Here is a 21804-nt window from a genome sequence, read left to right on the forward strand (position 1 = left end):
TCTAAGAAGTCTATTCTTCCTTCTTCAAATTTACGTAGATCCAGTCACCTTCAACGCGGGCGATCGCACCACCAGGAAATGGATCAGTCTGCGAACGGTTTGGTGCTGTAATTAATGCTGTCAGTTTTTCAATTTGCTCGAAACTAGAAGCGTGAAGTATTTCTTGTAATACCTGACGCATGACGCGACGTTGTAGCGCCAGTGGTGCTTTGCGCAATACGCGACGGTTTAGCTTTATCAAATGTGGAGTCTCAAGAATTCCTCCCTCATCCCTCCATTTTCCACCCATCGCCTCTTGGCGCAACTGATAAGCTGCTTGTTCTAAATATTCCACTTCTGCTTGCAGAATTTCCGCAGTTTGGGCAAGGGTTGATTCAACTTGAGGGTTGAAATTTTCTTGCAAATATGGTATAATCTCTCCACGAATCCGGTTACGAGCGAATTTCAAATCTTGATTTGTCGAATCTTCCCAAACAGGTAGTTGAAAGTCTTGGCAAAATTCCCCTGTTTGTGTACGAGTCATTTCTAACAAGGGACGTATAAGCACGATGTCGTCGTTTAGCAGACGTTGCCACGTTAATGCTTGCAAGCCATCAGCACCCGTGCCGCGAATTAAGTTGTAAAGCAAGGTTTCAGCGCGATCGCTCGCTGTGTGACCTGTAACAATGCAACTAAATTGGTTTTCGCGGGCGATCGCACTCAAAGCTTGATACCGCCAGTCGCGTGCAGCAGCTTCGCTTTTTAAAGGTTCGTTCGCTGTTTGTAAATAAAACGAAACACCCCAATTTTGCGCCAACTTTTTTACATGACTAGCATTTGCCTGGGAGTCAGGACGCCAGCGATGGTCGCAATGGGCAACACCTAGATGCCATCCCCATTTTGGTTGCAAATCTAACAGTAATTTGACCAGACACAGAGAATCTTGTCCGCCAGAGACGGCGACTAAGAGCCGTTGGTTACGCTCAAAGAGGTGGCGTGAGCGGATAGTGCGGTGTATTTTTGCATGGAGAGGAGTCCAAGGAGTGCGATCGCTCATTCAGCAATTTAAAGTTTAGAACACGAACGAAAAAATATAGCGCAACTTAATTGAATGAAGTAATTATTTATCTGTGTTCATCTGTGGCTCATTATTTCTTTGGTGTATCTTAGCCAATTGCAAACCGCTATAGGTAATCTTGCACTCCTGATGGGAGTCATTCAGTCATGAGAGTGACAAAGAATTGTCACTAAGACGTAACATTGGCTTGTTAGACTGACTTTAAGTAAATATTAAATTTCGTCTTATCACCACACCTGATGCTCTCTTGTTTGGTAAATCGCAAGAGAGCATTTTTGTAGCATATATTTATTGACACCGTTTTTTTATTATTGTGTAACCTACCATGCCTTTTTTCTCCAAGCTGCGTCCATTGATTGTGGCGGGCTTTTTCCTCAGCTTAGTTTTAAGTGGAGTGCTGTCAGTAAGCAATTTCAGCAATGCTGCAACACCAGGTGCAGTCACACCTGTATCCGGTCTGTCCCTGACTCAGGGGGTACGTAAAACTGTATTGGAAAATGGCTTAACAGTGCTAACCAAGGAAGTTCATACCGCACCCGTGGTGAGTGTACAGGTATGGTATCGAGTTGGTTCGCGCAACGAGAAAGCGGGGGAGAATGGTATCTCCCACCAGCTAGAGCATTTGATGTTCAAGGGAACCACTGACCGTCCGGTGCAGTTTGGTCGGCTATTTAGTGCATTGGGCAGTCAGTTCAATGCTTTTACTAGCTATGACGAAACAGCTTATTTTGGCACTGTGCAGCGCGACAAATTGCAAGCACTGCTCACCCTAGAAGCCGATCGCATGGAAGGCGCTTTAGTAGCAGCAGAACAACTGACAAGTGAGAAGCGCGTAGTTATCTCAGAGTTACAGGGATACGAAAATTCTCCAGGATATCGCCTTAGCCGGGCAGTTATGCGATCAGCTTTCCCGAACCGAGCTTATGGCTTACCTGTGGGAGGCACAAAAGCCGATGTAGAGAAATTCACAGTCCAGCAGGTACGGGACTATTACAAGACCTACTACAGCCCTAACAATGCCACCCTGGTGATTACAGGAGATTTTGCGACTGAACCCGTACTGAAAAATGTTCAGCAAACTTTCGGGAAGGTGGCGAAACGGGCATCGAGAGCAGGGGGAGAAATCAATTCAAAATTCAAAATTCAAAATTCAAGCATTAGAGTCTCCTCCTCATCCTCCTCATCTCCCTCATCCCCCTCATCCCCCTCATCCTCCTCATCTTCCTCATCCCCCTCATCGGGTAAAAAATCACCTATTGTCCTGAAAGAGCCAGGAAGCGCCGCACTCTTGCAAGCTGTTTATCCTCTACCAGATCTTAATCATCCAGACGTACCTGCAATTGATGTTATGGATGCCATTCTCACGGGCGGGCGTAGCTCGCAGCTTTACCAAGCTTTGGTAGAATCTGGCTTGGCTAGCTCAGTGAGTGCAAGTCCTGCAGAACTCATCGAACCTGGTTGGTACGAAATTAATGCGACAGCTGCTCCAGGTCAACAGCTCTCAAAAATTGCCTCTGTGCTGCAACAGTCTTTGGCTCAATTGCAACAGCAACAAGTCACCGAAGCAGAATTGAATCGAGCAAAGACGCAACTGCAAGCTTCCTTTGTACTCAGTAACCAGGACATCACCTCTCAAGCAACGCAGCTGGGGTATAACCAAACTGTGGCTGGGGATTATCGCTATGTTGAGCGGTATCTAAAGGCGATCGCCAAAGTTTCAGCAGCAGATGTGCAACGAGTGGCGAAAACATACCTCAATCCTGCTAAGCAAACTATCGGCTTCTTTGAACCGACTCAACCAGATGGTAAGCCTGGAACTTCCAGTGCTGGTTCTGGTCGCACCGTAGAAAACTTTAGCCCTGGTAAGCCTGTAGATCCGGCAGAACTTGCCAAATACCTTCCCCCTGCAACATCAGCCACTGCTTCGACGACTCAACCCCTACCAGAGCAATTCACGCTCAAAAATGGATTGCAAGTTTTCCTTCTGGCTGACCACAGCGTCCCCACCGTTAACCTAAGCGGACAAATAGACGCAGGTAGCGAATTTGACACTAATCCTAAAGCAGGATTATCAAGTCTTGTTGCTACCAATTTAATGAATGGGACTCAGACAAAAAACGCTCTAACTTTAGCAAAAACGTTGGAGGACCGGGGAGTCAACTTGGGATTCAATGCTAGTCGCGAAGGAGTTAGTATTGGTGGCAATGGGCTGTCTGCTAATTTGCCGATATTAATTCAAACCCTAGCAGATGTGATGCAAAATGCTACCTTCCCTGACAACCAGCTAGAACTCAGCCGTCAGCGGGCGTTGATCAGTCTGAAAGTACAGCTCGATGACCCTCGGGGACTGGGACGACGGGTATTTCAGCAGGCAATTTACCCCGAAAACCATCCGTTTCATAGCTTCCCCACAGAAGAAAGCTTAAAAAGCGTGACTCGTGATGATGTGCTTCGCTTTTACCAAGAACACTACCGACCAGATACAACGACGATCGCCCTGGTTGGTGACTTTGACCCAAATCAAGTCAAAGCGCTATTCAATCAAGCTTTCGACAAATGGCAAGCTCAAGGTAAGCCCCCAACTCTCAACTTACCTCAGGTGTCTTTACCGCAAACGATGAAACGCTTAAGTGCAGCCATTCCCGGTAAAGCGGAGGCTGTGACCTATATTGGTTACAATGGTATCTCGCGGAAAGACCCTCGTTTCTACGCTGCAGAGGTACTGAATCAAATTTTGGGCGGCGATACTTTGTCTAGCCGTTTGGGTACTGAGGTGCGCGATCGCCAAGGTCTAACCTACGGTATCTACAGTGCCTTTGCTGCAGGTATCAATCCCGGTCCATTCTTGATTCAAATGCAGACTGCACCAAGTGATGCTCAGAAGGCTATTACCAGCGCTTTAGCTTTACTCAAGCAGTTGCGAGAGCAAGGAATCACCGAGGCGGAATTGAACACGGCGAAACGCTCAATAACTAATAGTTACCCTGTGGAATTAGCTAATCCTAGTAATGTGGCAAGCATAGTTTTGGAAAATGCCGTCTACGGTCTTTCTCAAGCGGAGATTCGAGAATTTCCCACGCGCATTCAAGCTGTGACTTTGCCTCAAGTGCAGCAAGCAATTCAGGAGTTAATTCATCCAGATAAATTAGTCATTACCACTGCTGGTTCAGGAGCATGAAGAGAAACTCAGAAAAGAGCAAGAAATATCGCACTCCTAAATGATGTGTGAGTAAGTGGTAGGTGGAATTCTTCTTTTGGTATACCATCTACCACTTCTATGTTGATAGTTTTGTATAAGCTTTTTTAACCCAGTATCCTCTGGGTGGCTTTTCAATGCCATAAGTCTTACACCATTTTTCGACAGCCTTGTCAGATACTCCAAACTCTTTAGCTATTTGTGCTGTTGGTCTTTCCCACACAAGTTTTTGTAATTCTTCTTTAGTAGGTCTTTCGACTATTCTTGTGTGAATTCTAGAATCTAAGTTCACCTTCCTAGTGGTTAAATCAACTCCAAACTCTTTGTAAGTTCGCTTAATCGCTTCTTCTGTAAAGTTTGTAAAATCTTCCCACCAGTAAAAAGGTGTAGCTGAGTTGGGTATTTTGGTAGTTATATAGCAACCACTAAACTTAATTGATGGATAGACCACTTTATCAATATCAGGCAGGTAGACAGCATAAAAGTCAAAGTCGTCTGCTTCGTACTTTTTCTGATGAGTACCGTTTTTGTCTACCCAAATAGTCCTATTTATGACTCTGTTGTCTCCTGCGTATTTAGCTTGTATTCTGTAATATTTTTTCTCTTTATACGCAATACAATCAAAGGGTAAATGTTCACAAACGACTGGTGTGAAAATCAAGTATCCTTTCATTGTTAGGTCTGCTATTGCTTTTGTAGCAGCAACATCGCCTTTGTTTTTCGTGTGATGTAACAAAACGAACCCTCACGAGAATGTCATCATCATATAGGATGACGCAGCTTGAGAGTTCGTCTTTAGTGAAAACGGGCGCGGCAGGACTCGAACCTGCGGCACTCTGCTTAGAAGGCAGATGCTCTATCCACCTGAGCTACGCGCCCAAACAAAGATCCTGGCTCACTTTGCAGCTAGCTATCATATTATATCTGTGAACATGAGCAAAACGCAATTCAAAATTATTGCAGATTTCATATTGGTAAAGCTAAGATCCAAGTCGTTCCAAGAGGAGCGTAAATGTACACCGAAAAGAAAGAAAATGGGGTATAGGTTAGTTATACTGTTTTGTCAATGGGTTTGCTAAGGCAAACGCAAAGAAAGCGGACGCTAAGCGCAAGCGCGAGCAACCTGCGTAGCTACTTTGAATATTTTCCGTGTAAAGAATGGCTAGGTGAGGAGTTATTGCCAGTGTCATGTTGATTGTGAAACGGCAAAATATTGAAATATCTACCATGTAGCACGCACGCACTGGCTCAGCAGGTACCAACATTCCATATATCAAGCGTATTTTGGCAATACCAACTTTTCCTGTCAAGTGGTTACCTGTCAAGTGGTTCATAACTTACAAAATATGCCTTTATGAGAACGAACGCTTTTTATCAGTTGGCTAAATCAATCTCCGTTAAGTAAACTGTGGCATTAGCGCTCTAGTAGTATTTCATCATGTTGGATGATCTATTGCGTTTATATTAATTTGACTTGTTACCTTTGAGTACGGCTGTTTCTTAAACAGTCAATGAGTCAAAAAACTGCTAGAGTGCATTTATACAGTAAAGTTCTATGAGTAGCGTTTACAACAGGTCACACCGTCCCAAATTTATGTTTTCCACTCAGAGTATTGTCTTAGCTAACCTAGGCTGGAGTCCCCTAGTACTATTGTACTTTTTTTTATTGAGTGCTAGGATTCCAGGCTCAGATAGCATAGAAAGGCGTGGTGATTGCTACGTTACTGGTACATATATTTTTGAAACCATAGCTGATCTGAGTGCCAATGTCTTATGCTTGAGAAATTGGTGCAGTAGACAAATTGTTAGTGTTCGGGATGTTTGGCTAGCAATCGACATCGGTATGCTTTGTTATTTCATTCGAGGGATATTTTTCGGTTATACGAAAATAGTCTTGAAAGAAGAACTTATCGTTTCCCTTGGCGATGTGTTTTTTGTGATAACTTATTTGTTGCTGGGGATGGGCATGATTTTGGCAGTGGCTTCTAGGGAACAAAATCTAGAAAGATGGCAGTGGCTCATTGTGTTGGCAATAGGAGCTTTTGGTAGTGCGTTGGCATGGTTATCTCATCAACCACAAGCAACAGTTCAGGATCAGACGCCAACCAGGGTAGAAAGTATTGCTCCAATTTTGAATTGCTTTTCTATCGTCAGTGATGTGCTGCTGTTTATGATCGCTACAACCCTATTGTTAGCCTTTTGGGATGGAACAGTGCCTATGTCTTGGCGAATGATTGCAGCAACAGCATTTTCGCTTAAGATTGCAGATATGTGGTTTAAATACGCCACAAATTGGATTCCCAACTATCAAACTGGGGAGATATTAGAGGAATTTTGGGTATGGAGTTGAGTTTTATTTGGCATGGGCGCTGTCCTGGAATACGACGCATCATTAAAACCGTTCACGACGTGCCAGTGGAAAAAAACGAGCTTAGAAATTTGTGGTGTCTACCGTGAGAAAACTAACAGAATCAGATAAACACGAAATCCTGAAATTATATCGCGAAACTGCCGAAACGACCTCAACTTTGGCAGAGCGCTATGACGTGAGTAACTCGACGATTAGCCGCTTACTCAAAAGCACTTTGCCAGAAGATGAGTATGAATACCTCGTCTCTTTAAAGCGTGCCGCAAGAACTCCTGAAGGAAGGGCACAGGTGGACTATGACAACCTGCCTGTGTTTAGCACTGCTGAGCCACAGGAAGAGCAGACACAACAACCAGCATCTCCTATTCCTGAACCGAGTGTAGTTGAGGTTCAGCCGCCGCAGGAGGAGCCAGTCGTGGCACAGGAGCCGCAGCCTATAGAAGTTGATGAACCAATTCCTGCTATCAGGCGAGTGAAGCGGCGCACCTCCGCGCCAACAACAAAACCAATACCAAGACGAATTGAGCGAGTTGAGCAACCAGTTGCTGAGCAATTGGAACTTTTAGAACAAAAACCGCCAGAGAAACCTCCAGAGAAACCTCCAGAAATCACAAGCATTCCTAGTCCCCTTTTAGAAGATAGACGTCCAGAAGCCAACGTCATCGCAGAAATGTTTGGCGAAGACTTATTGGATGAGTCAGATGATTTAGAGGATTTGGAAGAAGATGATTTAGACGATGACGAAGAGGAATACTCAGACGAAGAGGACTTTGAACCAGCCCGACCTTTTGTCACAAGACCAAGATCGGGAGAGTCATTAGTTCGAGTTTTGCCACTGTCAGCAGCCAGTTTGCCCAAAACTTGCTATTTGGTAATAGACCGCTCGTCGGAATTAATTACTCGTCCACTGCGGGACTTTGGCGACTTGGGGCAAATTCCTAACTTAGAAACCCAGCAAAGAACGCTCCCAGTATTTGATAACCACCGAGTGGCAAAGCGCTTCTCAACCAAGCGCGATCGCGTGATTAAAATTCCCGATAGTAAAATGCTGCACAAGGCTCGTTATCATCTACAGGCAAAGGGAATCACTCGACTGTTGATTGATGGTCAGGTTTACTCTTTGTCGTCTAGTGTTTAATTGTGAGGAGCGAAAAAGTTTTGGTCATGGCTGAATCAACAGACTACGGCGTAGTGTTTGTAACAGCTTCTTCAGAGCAGGAGGCACAAGCTATCGCAAATGCTCTAGTAGAGGCTAAACTTGCTGCGTGTGTTAGTCTGTTGCCAATCCATTCCATTTATACTTGGCAAGGACAAATACACAAGGAGCAGGAATGGCAATTGCTGATTAAAACAGACTTGAGCAAATTTCCTATTTTGTCAGCAAAAATTTGTGAACTGCACTCGTATCAAGTACCGGAAATTATTGCTCTACCTATTGTTGCTGGTTCTGAACCCTATCTAAAATGGATTTCAGAGCAAGTGATACCGAGTGCTGAGTTCTAAGAAAGTCCTGATCCCTGAGCCAAAATTTTTCTATGATTTTATAAAAACGTTACGCAGTCAGGTTCAACTCAGCCTAATTCTAAGAGGCTGAGTTTACAGTTTCTTGCTGTTCCACCTGTAAGTTCTGCCCTAATTTTGGCTCAGTCCCTGCAAGTATACGCCCAATATTGCTACTGTGTCGCCAAATCACATACAAGCCTGCAAGAACACCAAACAAAATGTAAGGTAACGGTTGATGCAGGAGTACCATGAAAATAGAAACGGCAACAGCACCAGCTATCGAACTCAAAGAGACAATCCGCGATATTGCCAGCATAACGGCAAAGACGCCAAAGGTAGCCAAACCTACTTGCCAATTCATCGCCAACAAAATACCCAAACCGGTCGCCACAGATTTCCCACCAGTGAAGCCTAAAAAAATTGACTTACTGTGCCCAAGTATGGCAGCTAAGCCGGCGAAAGTGACCATCAAAGGTTGCCATAACTCGGTATTTATCTCTGGAGGAATGAAATTTTGACTGCCAGCAAAGTGGAAAAACCAGTCAACCAGGGCGATCGCCAAAACTCCTTTCAAGCAATCTATCACTAAAACAAATGCCCCTGGTCCTGTGCCTAAGGTTCTCAGCACATTGGTTGCTCCTGTTGAGCCAGAACCAACTGAGCGAATATCAATACCTTTCAATAGCTTAGCTACTGTGTAGCCAGTGGGTGTAGAACCCACTAGATAAGCCACAACCAAAACCCCCGCGCACAAACTTAACCAAATAGCCATATTTAAGAGTTATGAGTTATGAGTTTTTTGTCCTTGGTTCTTTGTGACTCAGCACTAACGACGACTTAGTAGTTATCATCATAACTTCTCATCATTTTTGGGTCAGGAGCAAAAGCTAACCATAAGGGAAATTGCAACAGTGCCAAACTAATTTGCTCTTCAGAATCGTCAATCAAAATCAGAGGGAGTTGATTGGCTTTTACCAGTCGGTCTGCTTTTTGTGCCAAAGCTTCCGCTGTTTCAAATAATACCACGCCTCTGTCTGGTCCAAAGTCTGGACGACCTATTCCCAAACAGTCCTGCAACCCACGCCGCCATTCACCTAAACGTTCTGGCGTATTGGCTAACACCAAAGTGCGGATGCGATCGCCATACAACTTGTGTAATATCGAAATCACTGCTGAGGCAATGAGAATATTCTGCAACCTACTGCCTGTCGTCCGTAAAGCACCTCGTCCTCCTTGGCTAAAAAACCAGTTGGAGACTCGTTCTGCATGCACTGGTTCAAAGGTGCGGCGCAGTTGCCACGGTGGACCGTAATAATCTGGTTTCGTGCGATACTGGTCGATAAGACGACGAATTTGTTTTGTTGTATCTTGGAACTGCTGTTGAGCAAATTGTGGTGTTCCTAGCTGCTCTTCGGCTGGCTTAACCTGTTTGATCTCTAGCTTTTCTGGTTCCGGTTTCTGTTTTGGTACCAGTTGTAACTGTTCTGCTGCGGCTGCCAAATCTTGTAAACTGCCCGTGAGATAATCTTTAAAACCCTGTACCCGAATCGCTAAGTCTTGAGAAGTCCCTGCAAAAGTGGTTCGCATTTCGTTGCGAATACGTTCTTGACGGCGTTCTAGCTGTTCTACAGAAATTTGCAGCGCTGCTTTGCGTTGTTCTAGTCCTGAGAGCGTTTCTTGCACCAGTTGTGCCAACGCCATTTGAGTGCCACCCAATTGCGCCTGAACACTTTTATAGGATAATTGCAGGCTGGCTATTTCTTCTTTTAGCGCTTGTTCTTGGCTTTGTAACTGCGCGAGTCGTTGCGCTGCTTCTTCTTCTTGGCGATGATATATTGATTCTACTTCTGACCCCAGCGCGGTAGTTCCCTCTTCTAAAAGCGTCACCACTTCAGCAGTTGACTGCTGTGTTAATTCATCTGTCAGGCTTTGTTCTTCTGGAGCTAAATTAGATACAGCAGAAGTTGGTTGGTCATTTTGTCTATCAACTGTGGAGTTTGGCGCTGCTCTTTCCACCACTGACTCAACAGATGAATTTTTTGGTTGCTCAAGTTTTGGTTGTTCTTTTTGCATCAACGACTCATCAGTTATTTGTGGTGTTTGAGATTCCTCGGGGTTCATAAACAATAGTGTAATTCCTGTGACACGAATAAATAGCTTTCAGCAATCTATATTAAGTCTGAATTCAGTCTGAGATAGCCTTAAGTAATGAGTGCTCAGAACTGAAGTCATGTCCACTCATCACTTTATAGGGTACACAGTACTGAGTCATGGTGAAGCATTAAATACGCGGGCAGCGTTCTTCCAAGCAAGTTTTGAGAGTGTTAGGGTTAAATAAAATCGGCAAAAAGTGAATACTTTTAACTTCTTTAAAATAAAACAGAATGGGAATCGAATTCCAGAATATGCGCCAATTTTGCCATTCCTGGTAGGGAAAGCGCCGAATTAATGTTTCACCTCTGTAAATATCCAAATCGGTGGGAGTAAATAACAGACGCAGTGTAACAGCTTGAAACATAAGGAACAAGCCAAACAGTGCGATCGCGCCTGCTACCCAAGGTTGCACCACAAGCATTGGAATTGCGGCAATCACTAATACCAAAGGTATATTGTAACTAGGCTTGAGTTCGACGGTGGTTGATGCCTTGGGGGTATATGAAGTCGTCAAAAGGAAAAACTCCTGCTTGGTTAGTAAACATTATTTCTATTTTAGAAGTTAGGTGAGACAAGTGCTGTAGGAGGGTCTTTCTCGTGCCGGTGGCGTTCTTTGAATACGAGTGCGTGTGCTTTCTTGCATACCCGAAGGCTATAGACTAGGGACTAGGAACCAGCAACCATCAATCAAAGCGTTGTCCCTAATCCCTAATCCCTAATCCCTAATCCCTAATCCCTAATCCCTAATCCCTAATCGCTATTGGTCTAGAACCCTGGCATAAATCCACCACCAGTTCCTTGGAACATCAGCCAAGAAAGAAAAAAGTTGCTCACAAAGATAATCAACAAGGCAGTGACAACAGCGGTTGTGGTAGATTGTCCCACTCCTTTTGCTCCTCCTTTTGTCGTCAAACCCCAGCTGCACCCAATTACGGCTATTAAAATTCCAAAGCAACACGCCTTAATCATGGCGCTGACAATATCCCAACCGCCGAGAAAGTTACGGGCTGAGTCTATAAACGATGTCTCCGACAGATTATATATGTTTGTTGCAACGATTAATCCCCCTAACATACCTGTTACCAAAGACAAAAGCGTTAAGATTGGTAACATTAAGCAGCAAGCAAGTACGCGCGGGATAACCAAATAATCAATTGGATCAGTTTTTAACATTAAAAGGGCGTCAATTTGTTCGGTGACTTGCATCGTACCGATTTCCGCTGCAAATGCCGAACCAACTCGCCCCGCCAAAATCACTGCTGTCAAAACGGGGGAAAGTTCGCGTGTTAAGGCGATCGCCAGCACTCCACCGACGACGTTTCCCGCGCCAAAGTTAATAAATTCCCGCGCCACCTGAATGGTAAATACTGCGCCAACAAAAACAGCCGTTACCAAGGCAATAAACAAGGAGTCCGGTCCAACTGCTGCCATTTGCTCTAAGGTATTACGCCGATGGATTTTTCCCTTAAGTAGGTGAATCATGACTTGTCCACCCAAGAAAATAGCTGCCAGCAATCGCTGACTCCATGCTCCTAAACTAGATTTGGATATCGTCTCACTCAATGTTGACAAGCTAACTCTATAACTGCCGTCATCATAGCGAATTACGAAGCGGTAGTTTAAGTCATGAGTCAGGAGTTATTTTGAGCGTGATAGCATTTCTAGGGTCTTGGCGTCGCTCTCGGTTACACTTTTGGAATTAAGATTAACTTTGTTTAAAGGCAATCTCAGAAATTAAAGCTTTTCTGAACTGGGCTGCCGTTGAAACAATAGCTGCAACTACATCTGTAAACATTGATTTTTCAAGGCTTACGCCCTGTTAATCCCTTTTTGGATTTCGCAACATATCTTGGAAAGATTGTGTATATATTTTAATAAAAACTTAAGATTTTTGAAATAACGCCTGAGACAGAGCGATCGCCTTTATTGTAGAAAGTGACGACTAGGCAGGCGACTATGGTCTGCCTAATAAACTTACGGAGCCTATCTACATGACCGTTATGACGAACTTTCTCCGCTCGCTTGTATTATCGATTATTTTCAGTTTCGTCGCTCCCATGTTTTTATTTGGCAGCGTTTTACTCGTCCTATCGCTTGTCGGCTATATTCCTGGTTTACAAGGCGTCACTGAGGTCATCACAACTCTGATCATGGAGTTTCTTGCCATATTTGGCAGTGGCACTCCTGTTGGCGGACTATTTGTTATCTCTTTAACGTGCAGTTTTGTCGGGGGGCTGTTTGACACTTACGCTTATTATCGGTATCAAATTTTACGATAAATCTCGACTTTTGACTCTGATAGCCTTTCGGGTCAATGTATTCGCAACTTACATTGTCAATACTAAAAACGCTGCTAGTGCTACTCGCTCAAGAATGAGCATTGGCTAATCGCTATTTTTATTGAATGTTTATATATATTGATTGTAGAATTTATAGTCCTTGAGCTAGGTTGCTAGTACTCAAATTCAAGGATAAAAAACTTTATGGTCTTGTAGTGAACCTTAAAAGACTCTATGAGGTTTTTCTCTACTTGAATTATCATAGCAAATAAAGATACACATAAATTATAAAAATTTTATTAAAATTGTAATAATCACAAAACTAGCTCGTTTTTCTTAACATAGGGAAAGCAAGTGCTTTGAGCACGTAACGTTTTATGATTAAGTTTATTAGGAAGTTTGTTGACTGCTCATGGTTTGGCCTTTTAAGCCTAGATATCGTAAACAAATTGCTCGTATTGAAATTACAGGTGCGATCGCCAGTGCGACTCGCAAGCATGTATTAGAAGCGCTGAAAACTGTAGAAGAAAGAAAATTTCCAGCGTTACTGCTGAGGATTGATAGTCCTGGCGGGACAGTGGGAGATTCTCAAGAAATCTACAGCGCCTTGAAGCGGTTGCGTGAGAAAGTAAAAATTGTTGCTAGTTTTGGCAATATTTCTGCTTCTGGTGGAGTCTACATCGGCATGGGAGCGCAACATATCATGGCTAACCCTGGTACGATTACAGGTAGCATTGGTGTGATTTTGCGTGGTAACAACTTGGAACGCTTGTTGCAAAAAATCGGTGTTTCCTTCAAGGTCATCAAGTCTGGTCCCTATAAAGACATTTTGGCGTTTGACCGAGAACTAACGGAACCAGAACAAAACATTTTGCAAGAATTAATTGACACAAGTTACCAGCAGTTTGTCCAGACAGTAGCTGATGCGCGTTCCTTAGGGGTGGAAACTGTGAGAAGTTTCGCTGATGGTCGAATTTTTACTGGACAGCAAGCTGTAGAGTTAGGTATTGTAGATCGTCTGGGAACAGAGGAAGATGCCCGTCGTTGGGCAGCCGAACTAGTTGGTCTTGATCCCGAAAAAACTCCTGTCTACACCTTAGAAGAACGCAAACCTCTGTTAAATCGCATCTTGCCAGGAAGTCGTCAAGTTTCTTCAGGATTTGGGGCTGGTATCAATTGGGTCGAATTTGAAGTGTCTACCAATGGTTTGCCCTTATGGATGTATAGACCATAAATGGTTATTAGTCATGACTCATTTGTCCTTTGACTAATAACTCATGACTAATGACTAATGACTCATGACTCATGACTAAACGTAAGGAGGATTTTTTTGTGGAGTGGCGAATGTGGGCTATTCGCGGAGCAACAACCGTTCCGGAAAATACGGTTGAAGCAATGCGACAAGCTGTGATGGAACTACTAGATGAACTGGAAAAACGGAATCAATTGCATCCAACAGATATTATTAGTGTGACTTTCTCAGTCACACGCGATTTAAATGCTACTTTTCCTGCTGCAATTGCACGTTCACGCGCTCACTGGGACAATGTCCCCATGTTGGATGTACAGGAGATGCACGTTGATGGTAGCTTAGAGCGCTGCATCCGGTTTTTAGTTCACGCCTATCTGCCTGCCTCCGTCCAAATTTACCATACATATTTGCGTCACGCCGAAAACTTACGTCCTGACTGGAATATGCCCCAGCCTTTATCGTAGGATGACACGTTCTAGCATTTCTCATGAAATCCAGAAATGGATATTTGCTAAAGTCAACCAAGTCTAGCAAACTGGAATAAACCCAGCTTGCTCGATTGGCTTTTGCCCCTGGTCGGTCAGCAAAAGTTTGCTATATGCTTCCCCTGCTTGCTGTTCCCGACCCTTATTTCGCTTAATAATCACTAAACTATTTGTGATTATTGGATAACTACTGTTTTTGATGACTTCCGTGTTGATTTGATTGCGCTTTAGGGGGCATTGGTTTTGCAGTACTAAGAGTTTGAAGCTCCCCTTGCTAATTTTCAGGTGATTTGTGATGATGAAACCGAATTCCTAAAAAAATGTCATACACAAACTCCCAAAAGTCTTTTTTTTGCAGTAAACCTGAAGTTTGATAACAGCCTTTTTCATCTAAAAGGGGCTTCATCAAATAATATGTGGGCTGGTAATTATACCACGGAATAGAAGGCCACAAATGATGAATTAAATGATAATTTTGCCCCATAATCAGGAAATTCAGAATTGAGTTAGGGTAGACACGAGCGTTTTTCCAGCGATCGCGCTCTTGGTGAGGACGATGGGGTAAATAATCAAAAAATAAACCAAGTGCTAACCCGACAACGGCAGAAGGGATAAACCAAAAATTGAGAACGTAGCCCAAAAAGTGGTAATGAATTGAGATACAAAAAATTCCAACAACAAACAAGCGACTCACAAACCATTCCAGTAGCTCATATTTACGCCATAGTCGCCGCTGAAAGAAAAACACCTCGTGGTATAAAAAGCGGACTGGAAGCAACCACAAAGGACCACCTGTGGAAACATAATGATCCGGGTCGTTTTCTGGATCGTTGACATGGGCATGATGCTGCAAATGCACGCGTGTAAACACTGGGAAGACAAAAGTCAGCATCAGGGCACTGCCATGTCCTAAAATGGCGTTAATAATTCGGTTACGATGGGCAGACTGGTGGCAGGCGTCGTGAATTACAGTTCCTGCAATGTGTAAAGCCAGGGTATTTGCACTAAAGCACAACCAGTGCGGCCATTCCCAAACCCAGTAACCAAAGTTAGACAAAACAAATATTCCCGCAGCTGCCAAGAACATAAGCAGCGTCGGATTAAAATCACCCGGAGGCGCTAAAAATTCCTTTGGCGGGACTGTCAGTGGCTTCTGTGCCTCCGACATCAGCATTATGAACTCCTTGTTGCTTTACTTAAGATGTAGTATTTAGATAATGCCACTTTTCTATAAGGAAAGTGAACTTTTGCGGTACATAATGACGAATAATAAATTTATGTGTAGCAAGATTTATCTACTTCTTTACAGATCAGCCGCCCAATAACGGTATGATTTCAACAGACTCTAAGCTTTTGCTTCCTTAGTGAAATATAAAAATATAACAAGAGGACAAGGCGAACAAGGGGGATCAGCAAAAGCTTAGAGGGAATTGTCTACCTTGTCTCCCCCGGCTCCCCTTCACTCCCCACACCTGCGATCTACCAGCTTTAATGATTGATTCAGCAGCAACAGACATAGATGTGTCTCCTAAATTAGGATGATTCCCTGAGTAGCTCCCTAGATTCCGCTTTTATGCAACTAAAAGATTCTATCCGCCGAACAAAAATTGTCGCCACAATTGGTCCTGCTACCAGCAGCCCAGAAACGCTAAAAGCTCTGATTGAAGCTGGAGCAACAACACTGCGGCTAAACTTCTCTCACGGGACTCATGCTGATCATCAGCGTAATATTCGCCTCATTCGGCAAACTGCCTTTGAACTGAATAAACCCGTAGCCATCCTGCAAGACTTGCAAGGACCCAAAATTCGCTTGGGGAAGTTTGAAAATGGATCTATAGTCCTGGCAAAAGGCGATCGCTTCACCTTAACCAATCGTCCGGTTGTCGGCACACAGGAAATCAGCTGCGTCACCTACGATTATTTGGCAGACGAAGTCCCAGTAGGGGCAAGAATCCTCCTAGATGATGGGCGCGTGGAAATGCTGGTAGAGGAGATTAACCGCGAAAAAGGGGATTTGCACTGTCGCCTCACTGTCGGTGGAACGCTTTCAAACAACAAAGGCGTGAACTTTCCCGGAGTTTACCTGTCAATTAAGGCAATGACCGACAAAGACCGTGAGGATCTGATGTTCGGTCTGGATCAGGGCGTGGACTGGGTCGCACTTTCCTTTGTCCGCAACCCCCAAGACATGATAGAAATTAAAGAACTCATTTCCACTACAGGCAAACAAGTGCCAGTCATTGCCAAAATTGAAAAGCACGAAGCCATTGAACAAATGGAAGCTGTTCTGGCTTTGTGTGATGGGGTGATGGTGGCAAGAGGCGACTTAGGTGTAGAACTCCCAGCCGAGGATGTCCCGGTACTGCAAAAGCGGCTGATTGCGACTGCTAATCGCATGGGGATTCCCATCATCACCGCCACCCAAATGTTAGACAGCATGGTTAGTAACCCCCGTCCGACTCGCGCCGAAGTGTCAGATGTGGCAAATGCGATTTTAGATGGTACGGATGCAGTCATGCTGTCGAATGAAACTGCTGTAGGCAAATTTCCAGTGGAAGCTGTCGCGACAATGGCGCGAATTGCCGAACGCATAGAACAAGAGGTGGCGCTGCACAGAAACCCAAATCAAGCCAGAGATACCAAACGTTCGATTCCGAATGCCATCAGCCAAGCTGTCGGTCAAATTGCAGAACAGTTGGGAGCATCAGCAATTATGACTTTGACGCAAACAGGAGCAACAGCACGCAATGTCTCCAAGTTTCGTCCCCAAACACCCATTTTGGCAGTGACACCTCACGTGAATGTAGCGCGACAGTTACAACTTGTATGGGGCGTCAAACCGTTGTTGATGTTAGAATTACCTTCCACTGGTCAGACATTCCAAGCAGCTATCAATGTAGCTCAAGAAAGAGAACTCTTATCTCAGGGGGATTTGGTCGTGATGACTGCTGGGACTCTCCAGGGAGTTTCCGGGTCAACAGATTTGATTAAAGTTGAAGTTGTGACGGCGGTACTTGGTCAGGGAATTGGACTGGGACAAGGTTCTGTAAGTGGTCGCGCACGAGTGGCTCTCAGTGGCATGGATGCCAGTAACTTTAATCACGGAGATATTTTGGTTGCCTCAGGTACAAGTGCTGATTTTGTTGACGCAATTCGCAAAGCTGCCGGAATTATTACTGAAGAAGAAAGTCTCACCAGCCATGCAGCTGTGATTGGCTTACGTCTTGGTGTGCCAGTCATCGTTGGAGTCAAAAAGGCGACACAAGTGATTCGGGATGGAGCTATTTTGACTATGGATATGCAACGCGGCTTAATTTACTCTGGAGCAGTGGGAACGCCGTAAAAAGTAGCAAGTAGGAAGCTGATCAATTGCAGATAAAGCGATCGCCCTGGGTTAGAGATCCGCTCACGCCTTTCTCCACTTCTTTATTAGTTTTCAAATAATCTTGCACCAAAGCGCAACCATAAGCCAGTGCATCTAGATTGAGAATTCGCTGCAAATTCCACAAAATGAGTGTGTTGTCATCACCCCCTGAGACAAGCATTGTCCCATCGCGGCTGATGGCAACATCCCTAATCGCTGCGGTATGTCCTCTGAGGGTGGTTACTTCTGTACCATCCACCTTCCAAAGTTTGACGGTAGCATCCACGCTGCCAGAAGCAACTATTTTTCCATCGGGACTAAACGCAACTCCCCAAATCGCCGCTGTGTGACCTTTGAGAGTTTTCAGCAACTTGCCCTCAAGTGTCCACAGCTTAACGGTTTTGTCGCCACTTCCAGAAGCTACCATTTTGCTGTCTTGGCTAAAGGCAGCTCTCCATACTGCCGCCGAGTGTCCTACAAGAGTTCTGAACAACTTGCCATCAAGCGTCCACAGTTTAACAGTACCATCGCCGCTGGCTGAGGCAACAAGCCGACCGTCGGGACTAAATACGACGTGCCAAACTTCGGCTTGATGTCCTTTGAGAATCTGCGGGGAAGGACGATTTCTATGCCATATCTGAACAATCTTGTTAACATTTGACATTGCGATTGTTTGTCCGTCGGGACTCAAGACTGCTGCTAAGAGTTTACCGAGAGGATCTTTGTAACTAGCGACTGAAGTGCCATCTCGCTTCTTGAGTTTTACCATATCATTGTAAGTGCCAAGAGCAATTAACTTACCATCGCCACTGAATGAAACCTCGAAGACTGCGCCTTCAGATTCAGTGAAAGTTTTGAGCAATTTGCCTTGGCGACTCCAAAGTTTAGCAGTGTTTTCGTGGCTGGCTGTGGCGATTGTCGAACTGTCGGAGGTGATAGCTATTGACCAAATCCCGGCTTGATAGGCAATGATACTCTTCTGGAATGGATTCTCTTTCTGCCAGAGTCTGACAACGTTTTCTGTGCCCGCCGAAGCAATAAAGCTGCTGTCGGGACTAAAAGCCACTCCCCAAACTGACGCACTGTGTCCTCTAAGCGTCCTCAGTTCTGTACCATCAATGTTCCAAAGTTTAATCGTTTTGTCGAGACTGGCGGAAGCAATAGTTTGACCATCCGGACTAAAAGCAACTCCCCAAATCCCAGCACTGTGACCTTTAAGAGTTTTATACTGGCGGTAGCTTCCATCTGTGCTGTCTCGCTTCCAAAGGTTCACAGTTTTGTCTTCACTCGATGAAGCAATGATCTGACCGTCAGGGCTGAAAGCAACTCCTATAACCCAAGCGGTGTGACCTTGGAGAGTTTGTAGAGGTTGGGCATTTTGCCAGCCTGTAGCGTCTCGTTTCCAAAGTTTTACTGTATTGTCTAAACATGCGGCAGCAACGATATTACCATCAGGACTAAAGGCGACTCCCCAGACCGAAGCAGTGTTAGGTTGAAACGTTCTTAGCAGCTGACCATCGAGTTTCCAGAGTTTCACAGTTCCGTCGAAACTGGCAGAGGCGAGCATCTGACCATCGGGACTAAAGGCGACTCCCCAGACCGAAGCAGTGTGACCTTTAAGAGTTCTTAGCAGCTGGCCATCTCGCTTCCAGAGTTTAACTGTACCATCTTCACCTGCCGAGGCGAGCATCTGACCGTCAGGACTAAAATCGACTGCCCTAACTGTTGCTTTATCTTTGAGAGTTGCAACTTCTGTCCCATCACGTCGCCAAAGCTTGATTGTTTTATCTGTACTTGCTGAAGCAATCAGAGAACTGTCAGGACTGACATCTACTGCCAAAACAGCTGCTGTATGACCAGAAAAACGGTTGTATTCATCTGCTCCATAAACTGCTTGCCGTAATACATTGTCCACTTGAGGCTCAAGATTTGTGTTTGGTTTACCTAGTTTTTGCAGTCTATGTTTGGCTTTGATTGCTTCTATGAGCGCATCCAATCTGCGATTTGAGGCAAAAAGTCCTTCAGAAGAAGATACAAGCGCTTGAATTTCGCTGCTTCTGGCTTGATATTCGCTTTTGAGAGTTTGGCGGTACAGAATGAAACTCCCTAGTCCCAATCCGCTAGAAACGAGCAACCCGATACACACTGCAACTAACAAAAACCTTTGTAATAAAGCCGTTCTTTTCTCTTGTGCTAGTCGTGCTTCAACTTCTTTGAGTCGTTCTGCTTTCAGTCTTTGCTCAGTTTCCCGGCGTTCCAGTTCCTGGCTAGCTGCCAAAAATCGATAATCCAAATCGCTGAGACTTTTGCGCCCACTCCATTCCAACACCTCTTGCAACGCTTGCCCCCGCAGCAGACGTGATTCATCTTGATAACCAGAGGCTACCCATGCATTGAATGCCTGGGAGTAGGGGCGCAGATTGTCTAACTGCCTGAGTACCCATTCAGAATTAAAGACACTGCGGTAGATAGGATTTTTAATTTTGAGATAGCCGTTGTGTTTCTCAACCAATCCCGATAGTAAAAGTTCTGTTTGTTCTCGACTATCATCGGTAGGGACACCAGATGTTTGAGTGTCTGTTTCAAGAGCTTGCAACACCTGCTGATAAACACCTAACAACCTTCCTGCCCGCTGTTCGTTGAAAAGTAGGCGATCGCGAATCGTGCGCAGGTGTTCCGGTTCATCTTTTGCTTCCCAGTGTTGGATAATGTGCTGTAGCACCAATTGCTCTACCCAAAATGCTTCAGTTGCTGGAGGTAGGACAATTTTTCTACTTGATGTCTCTAAAGCTGTTCGGACAATGAGCTGACAGAGTTTTTGAGTCAGAAACGGTTGTCCCCCACTCCAGTAAATAATCTCTCGCAGCACAATTTCAGGTTGGCTGACAACTTCCTCTAACCCTCGGAGCAATGGTTTGGCTTCATGCAGTTGAAACCCATATAACTCAATCGCTGTACCAATGTTAAAGGGTGTCCGGCGCTTGTCGGCAATCAAATCAGATGGACTGGCTACTCCAAACAGTGCAAATCCCAAGCGTTGAAAATTCGGGTCGTGTGCCTGCTGATTATAGCAATGACGAATCCAGGCAAAAAAGTCACTGACAGGAAAACTCAAACTCAGTAAACTATCAATTTCATCAATAAAGATGAAAATGCGTTCAGCTTTGCCGTCTGGCAGAAATTCGCTTTGAACATTTGGCAGTAAAACTCCTTCAACAAAGGAGTGTAGTTTTTGCACTGGGGAAATGCCTGCTTGCGTATCCCACCAATGCTTAAAGTTGAGGTGTTCTGCCAGATTTAAGTCGTAGAACAGGCTGACGATGATGCCTTTGTACCATTGTTCCGGTGTGGTATTCTCGCTACCCAATCGGGTGACGTCCAAGTATGCACAGCTATAGCCTTCTTTCCTAAGACGATAACTCGTGCGTTGTAATAACGATGACTTGCCCATCTGGCGAGAATTTAAGACGTAACAAAACTCGCCAGCTTTCAAGCTGGCATAAAGTTTTTCGTCTGCTTGACGGACAACATATGTGGGATCGTCAGTGTGGAGGCTGCCACCAACCTGGTATCTCATCTCAAAGTGTGATTAGAGAAAAGCAATTATAACACAATAAATAGCAATTTTTAGACATCGCGCCTGCTGTTCTCATGTGAAGCGATCGCTGTTTTTTTTCACGCATGGATTTTATCACTTCTTCAACTAAATAAATCTGTATCTGTCTATTTTTTCGCTTAACTGTCTTACTCGCTTCCCGCCCAAAAAATACCTAATTTAACGTAGACGCGCATCGGCTTCCCGCAGGGTACCGCAAAGACGAGCCAGCGCTATGCAGGAGGGTTTTCCGACAGCCAGGCGACTGGCGTCGCTAAGAACACGTAAGCGCAGCGTCCGCCGCAGGCGCATAGGAAGAACAAAAAGAAGATAGGTAATCTTAGAGCGAGAAGCGAGTAACTGTCTTAACTGTCTTAACTGTCTTTTATTTCTTGCAATCAATTTCTTAAATGTCTACTTCTTCCCATTTTTTCGCTTAACTGTCTTAACTGTCTTAACTGTCTTAACTGTCCATTATTTATTTCAATTCAGTTCTTAACTGTCTTAACTGTCTTAACTGTCTTTTATTTCTTGCAATCAATTTCTTAAAT

Annotated in this window: 17 protein-coding genes, 1 tRNA gene and 2 pseudogenes; 8 read left to right on the top strand and 12 right to left on the bottom strand. The window is 44.5% G+C overall.

All coding sequences use genetic code 11. The features are described from left to right. Positions 1-10 precede the first annotated feature (10 nt). On the bottom strand, positions 11-1036 hold the full coding sequence (tilS, locus tag AACT52_RS24485) for a tRNA lysidine(34) synthetase TilS (RefSeq protein WP_073633657.1): 1026 nt from the start codon (positions 1034-1036) through the stop codon (positions 11-13). Positions 1037-1382: 346 nt separating this feature from the next. Here tilS and AACT52_RS24490 point away from each other — a divergent pair, with 346 nt between their 5' ends. Continuing rightward, the gene (locus AACT52_RS24490; protein ID WP_073633658.1) at positions 1383-4235 is read left to right on the top strand and encodes a M16 family metallopeptidase; all 2853 of its coding nucleotides are present in this window, start codon (positions 1383-1385) and stop codon (positions 4233-4235) included. A 97-nt stretch (positions 4236-4332) separates the two neighbouring features. Here AACT52_RS24490 and AACT52_RS24495 read toward each other — a convergent pair whose 3' ends face one another. From AACT52_RS24495 to AACT52_RS24505, 3 genes are all read right to left on the bottom strand, one after another. Continuing rightward, positions 4333-4989 (bottom strand): group I intron-associated PD-(D/E)XK endonuclease, encoded by a 657-nt coding sequence (locus tag AACT52_RS24495; RefSeq protein WP_096549331.1) that lies wholly within the window; start codon positions 4987-4989, stop codon positions 4333-4335. A 69-nt stretch (positions 4990-5058) separates the two neighbouring features. Continuing rightward, positions 5059-5132, bottom strand: a tRNA-Arg gene (locus AACT52_RS24500). Between the two features lie 167 nt (positions 5133-5299). Beyond that, positions 5300-5587, bottom strand: a complete 288-nt coding sequence (locus tag AACT52_RS24505) for a hypothetical protein (RefSeq protein WP_073633659.1) — start codon at positions 5585-5587, stop codon at positions 5300-5302. Between the two features lie 221 nt (positions 5588-5808). Here AACT52_RS24505 and AACT52_RS24510 point away from each other — a divergent pair. The 3 genes and pseudogenes from AACT52_RS24510 to cutA all read left to right on the top strand — a co-directional run bounded on the left by AACT52_RS24510 (position 5809) and on the right by cutA (position 8124). Continuing rightward, positions 5809-6688 (top strand): annotated as a pseudogene (locus AACT52_RS24510) (hypothetical protein). 18 nt (positions 6689-6706) lie between these two features. Beyond that, a complete protein-coding gene (locus tag AACT52_RS24515; protein WP_198940980.1) occupies positions 6707-7759 on the top strand; it encodes a transposase in 1053 nt (350 codons plus the stop codon). 26 nt (positions 7760-7785) lie between these two features. Next, complete coding sequence (gene cutA / locus AACT52_RS24520) at positions 7786-8124, top strand: divalent-cation tolerance protein CutA (RefSeq protein WP_073633660.1); 339 nt, start codon at positions 7786-7788, stop codon at positions 8122-8124. A 79-nt stretch (positions 8125-8203) separates the two neighbouring features. On the opposite strand, the gene plsY is transcribed toward cutA, so the two are convergent. From plsY to AACT52_RS24540, 4 genes are all read right to left on the bottom strand, one after another. Continuing rightward, complete coding sequence (gene plsY / locus AACT52_RS24525) at positions 8204-8896, bottom strand: glycerol-3-phosphate 1-O-acyltransferase PlsY (RefSeq protein WP_073633661.1); 693 nt, start codon at positions 8894-8896, stop codon at positions 8204-8206. Between the two features lie 65 nt (positions 8897-8961). Continuing rightward, positions 8962-10245, bottom strand: coding sequence for a DUF3086 domain-containing protein (locus tag AACT52_RS24530; RefSeq protein ID WP_073633662.1), 1284 nt, complete (start codon positions 10243-10245; stop codon positions 8962-8964). Between the two features lie 160 nt (positions 10246-10405). Then, positions 10406-10792, bottom strand: coding sequence for a DUF3119 family protein (locus AACT52_RS24535; RefSeq protein WP_073633663.1), 387 nt, complete (start codon positions 10790-10792; stop codon positions 10406-10408). Between the two features lie 251 nt (positions 10793-11043). Continuing rightward, positions 11044-11841, bottom strand: a complete 798-nt coding sequence (locus tag AACT52_RS24540; RefSeq protein ID WP_073633664.1) for an MlaE family lipid ABC transporter permease subunit — start codon at positions 11839-11841, stop codon at positions 11044-11046. Between the two features lie 428 nt (positions 11842-12269). Here AACT52_RS24540 and AACT52_RS24545 point away from each other — a divergent pair, with 428 nt between their 5' ends. The 3 genes from AACT52_RS24545 to aroH all read left to right on the top strand — a co-directional run bounded on the left by AACT52_RS24545 (position 12270) and on the right by aroH (position 14273). Further along, a complete protein-coding gene (locus tag AACT52_RS24545) occupies positions 12270-12557 on the top strand; it encodes a hypothetical protein (RefSeq protein ID WP_073633665.1) in 288 nt (95 codons plus the stop codon). 412 nt (positions 12558-12969) lie between these two features. Further along, the gene (sppA, locus tag AACT52_RS24550) at positions 12970-13791 is read left to right on the top strand and encodes a signal peptide peptidase SppA (protein ID WP_073633666.1); all 822 of its coding nucleotides are present in this window, start codon (positions 12970-12972) and stop codon (positions 13789-13791) included. Between the two features lie 110 nt (positions 13792-13901). Continuing rightward, entirely contained in the window at positions 13902-14273 is a 372-nt protein-coding gene (aroH, locus tag AACT52_RS24555; protein WP_198940981.1) for a chorismate mutase, read from the top strand. Between the two features lie 63 nt (positions 14274-14336). Here aroH and AACT52_RS24560 read toward each other — a convergent pair. Together AACT52_RS24560 and crtR are read right to left on the bottom strand one after the other, a co-directional pair. Continuing rightward, a pseudogene (locus tag AACT52_RS24560) lies at positions 14337-14549 on the bottom strand (phosphate ABC transporter substrate-binding protein); the annotation flags it as partial. Positions 14550-14568: 19 nt separating this feature from the next. Next, entirely contained in the window at positions 14569-15468 is a 900-nt protein-coding gene (gene crtR / locus AACT52_RS24565; RefSeq protein ID WP_073633668.1) for a beta-carotene hydroxylase, read from the bottom strand. Between the two features lie 399 nt (positions 15469-15867). Here crtR and pyk point away from each other — a divergent pair, with 399 nt between their 5' ends. Then, on the top strand, positions 15868-17637 hold the full coding sequence (pyk, locus tag AACT52_RS24570; RefSeq protein WP_073633669.1) for a pyruvate kinase: 1770 nt from the start codon (positions 15868-15870) through the stop codon (positions 17635-17637). A gap of 22 nt (positions 17638-17659) precedes the next feature. On the opposite strand, the gene AACT52_RS24575 is transcribed toward pyk, so the two are convergent. Together AACT52_RS24575 and AACT52_RS24580 are read right to left on the bottom strand one after the other, a co-directional pair. Beyond that, the gene (locus AACT52_RS24575) at positions 17660-21235 is read right to left on the bottom strand and encodes an AAA-like domain-containing protein (RefSeq protein ID WP_073633670.1); all 3576 of its coding nucleotides are present in this window, start codon (positions 21233-21235) and stop codon (positions 17660-17662) included. 198 nt (positions 21236-21433) lie between these two features. Beyond that, complete coding sequence (locus tag AACT52_RS24580; protein ID WP_143172869.1) at positions 21434-21655, bottom strand: hypothetical protein; 222 nt, start codon at positions 21653-21655, stop codon at positions 21434-21436. Positions 21656-21804 lie beyond the last annotated feature (149 nt).

Origin of the sequence: Scytonema sp. HK-05 (assembly GCF_963872035.1) — a bacterium.
Taxonomy (GTDB): Bacteria; Cyanobacteriota; Cyanobacteriia; order Cyanobacteriales; family Nostocaceae; genus Kalymmatonema.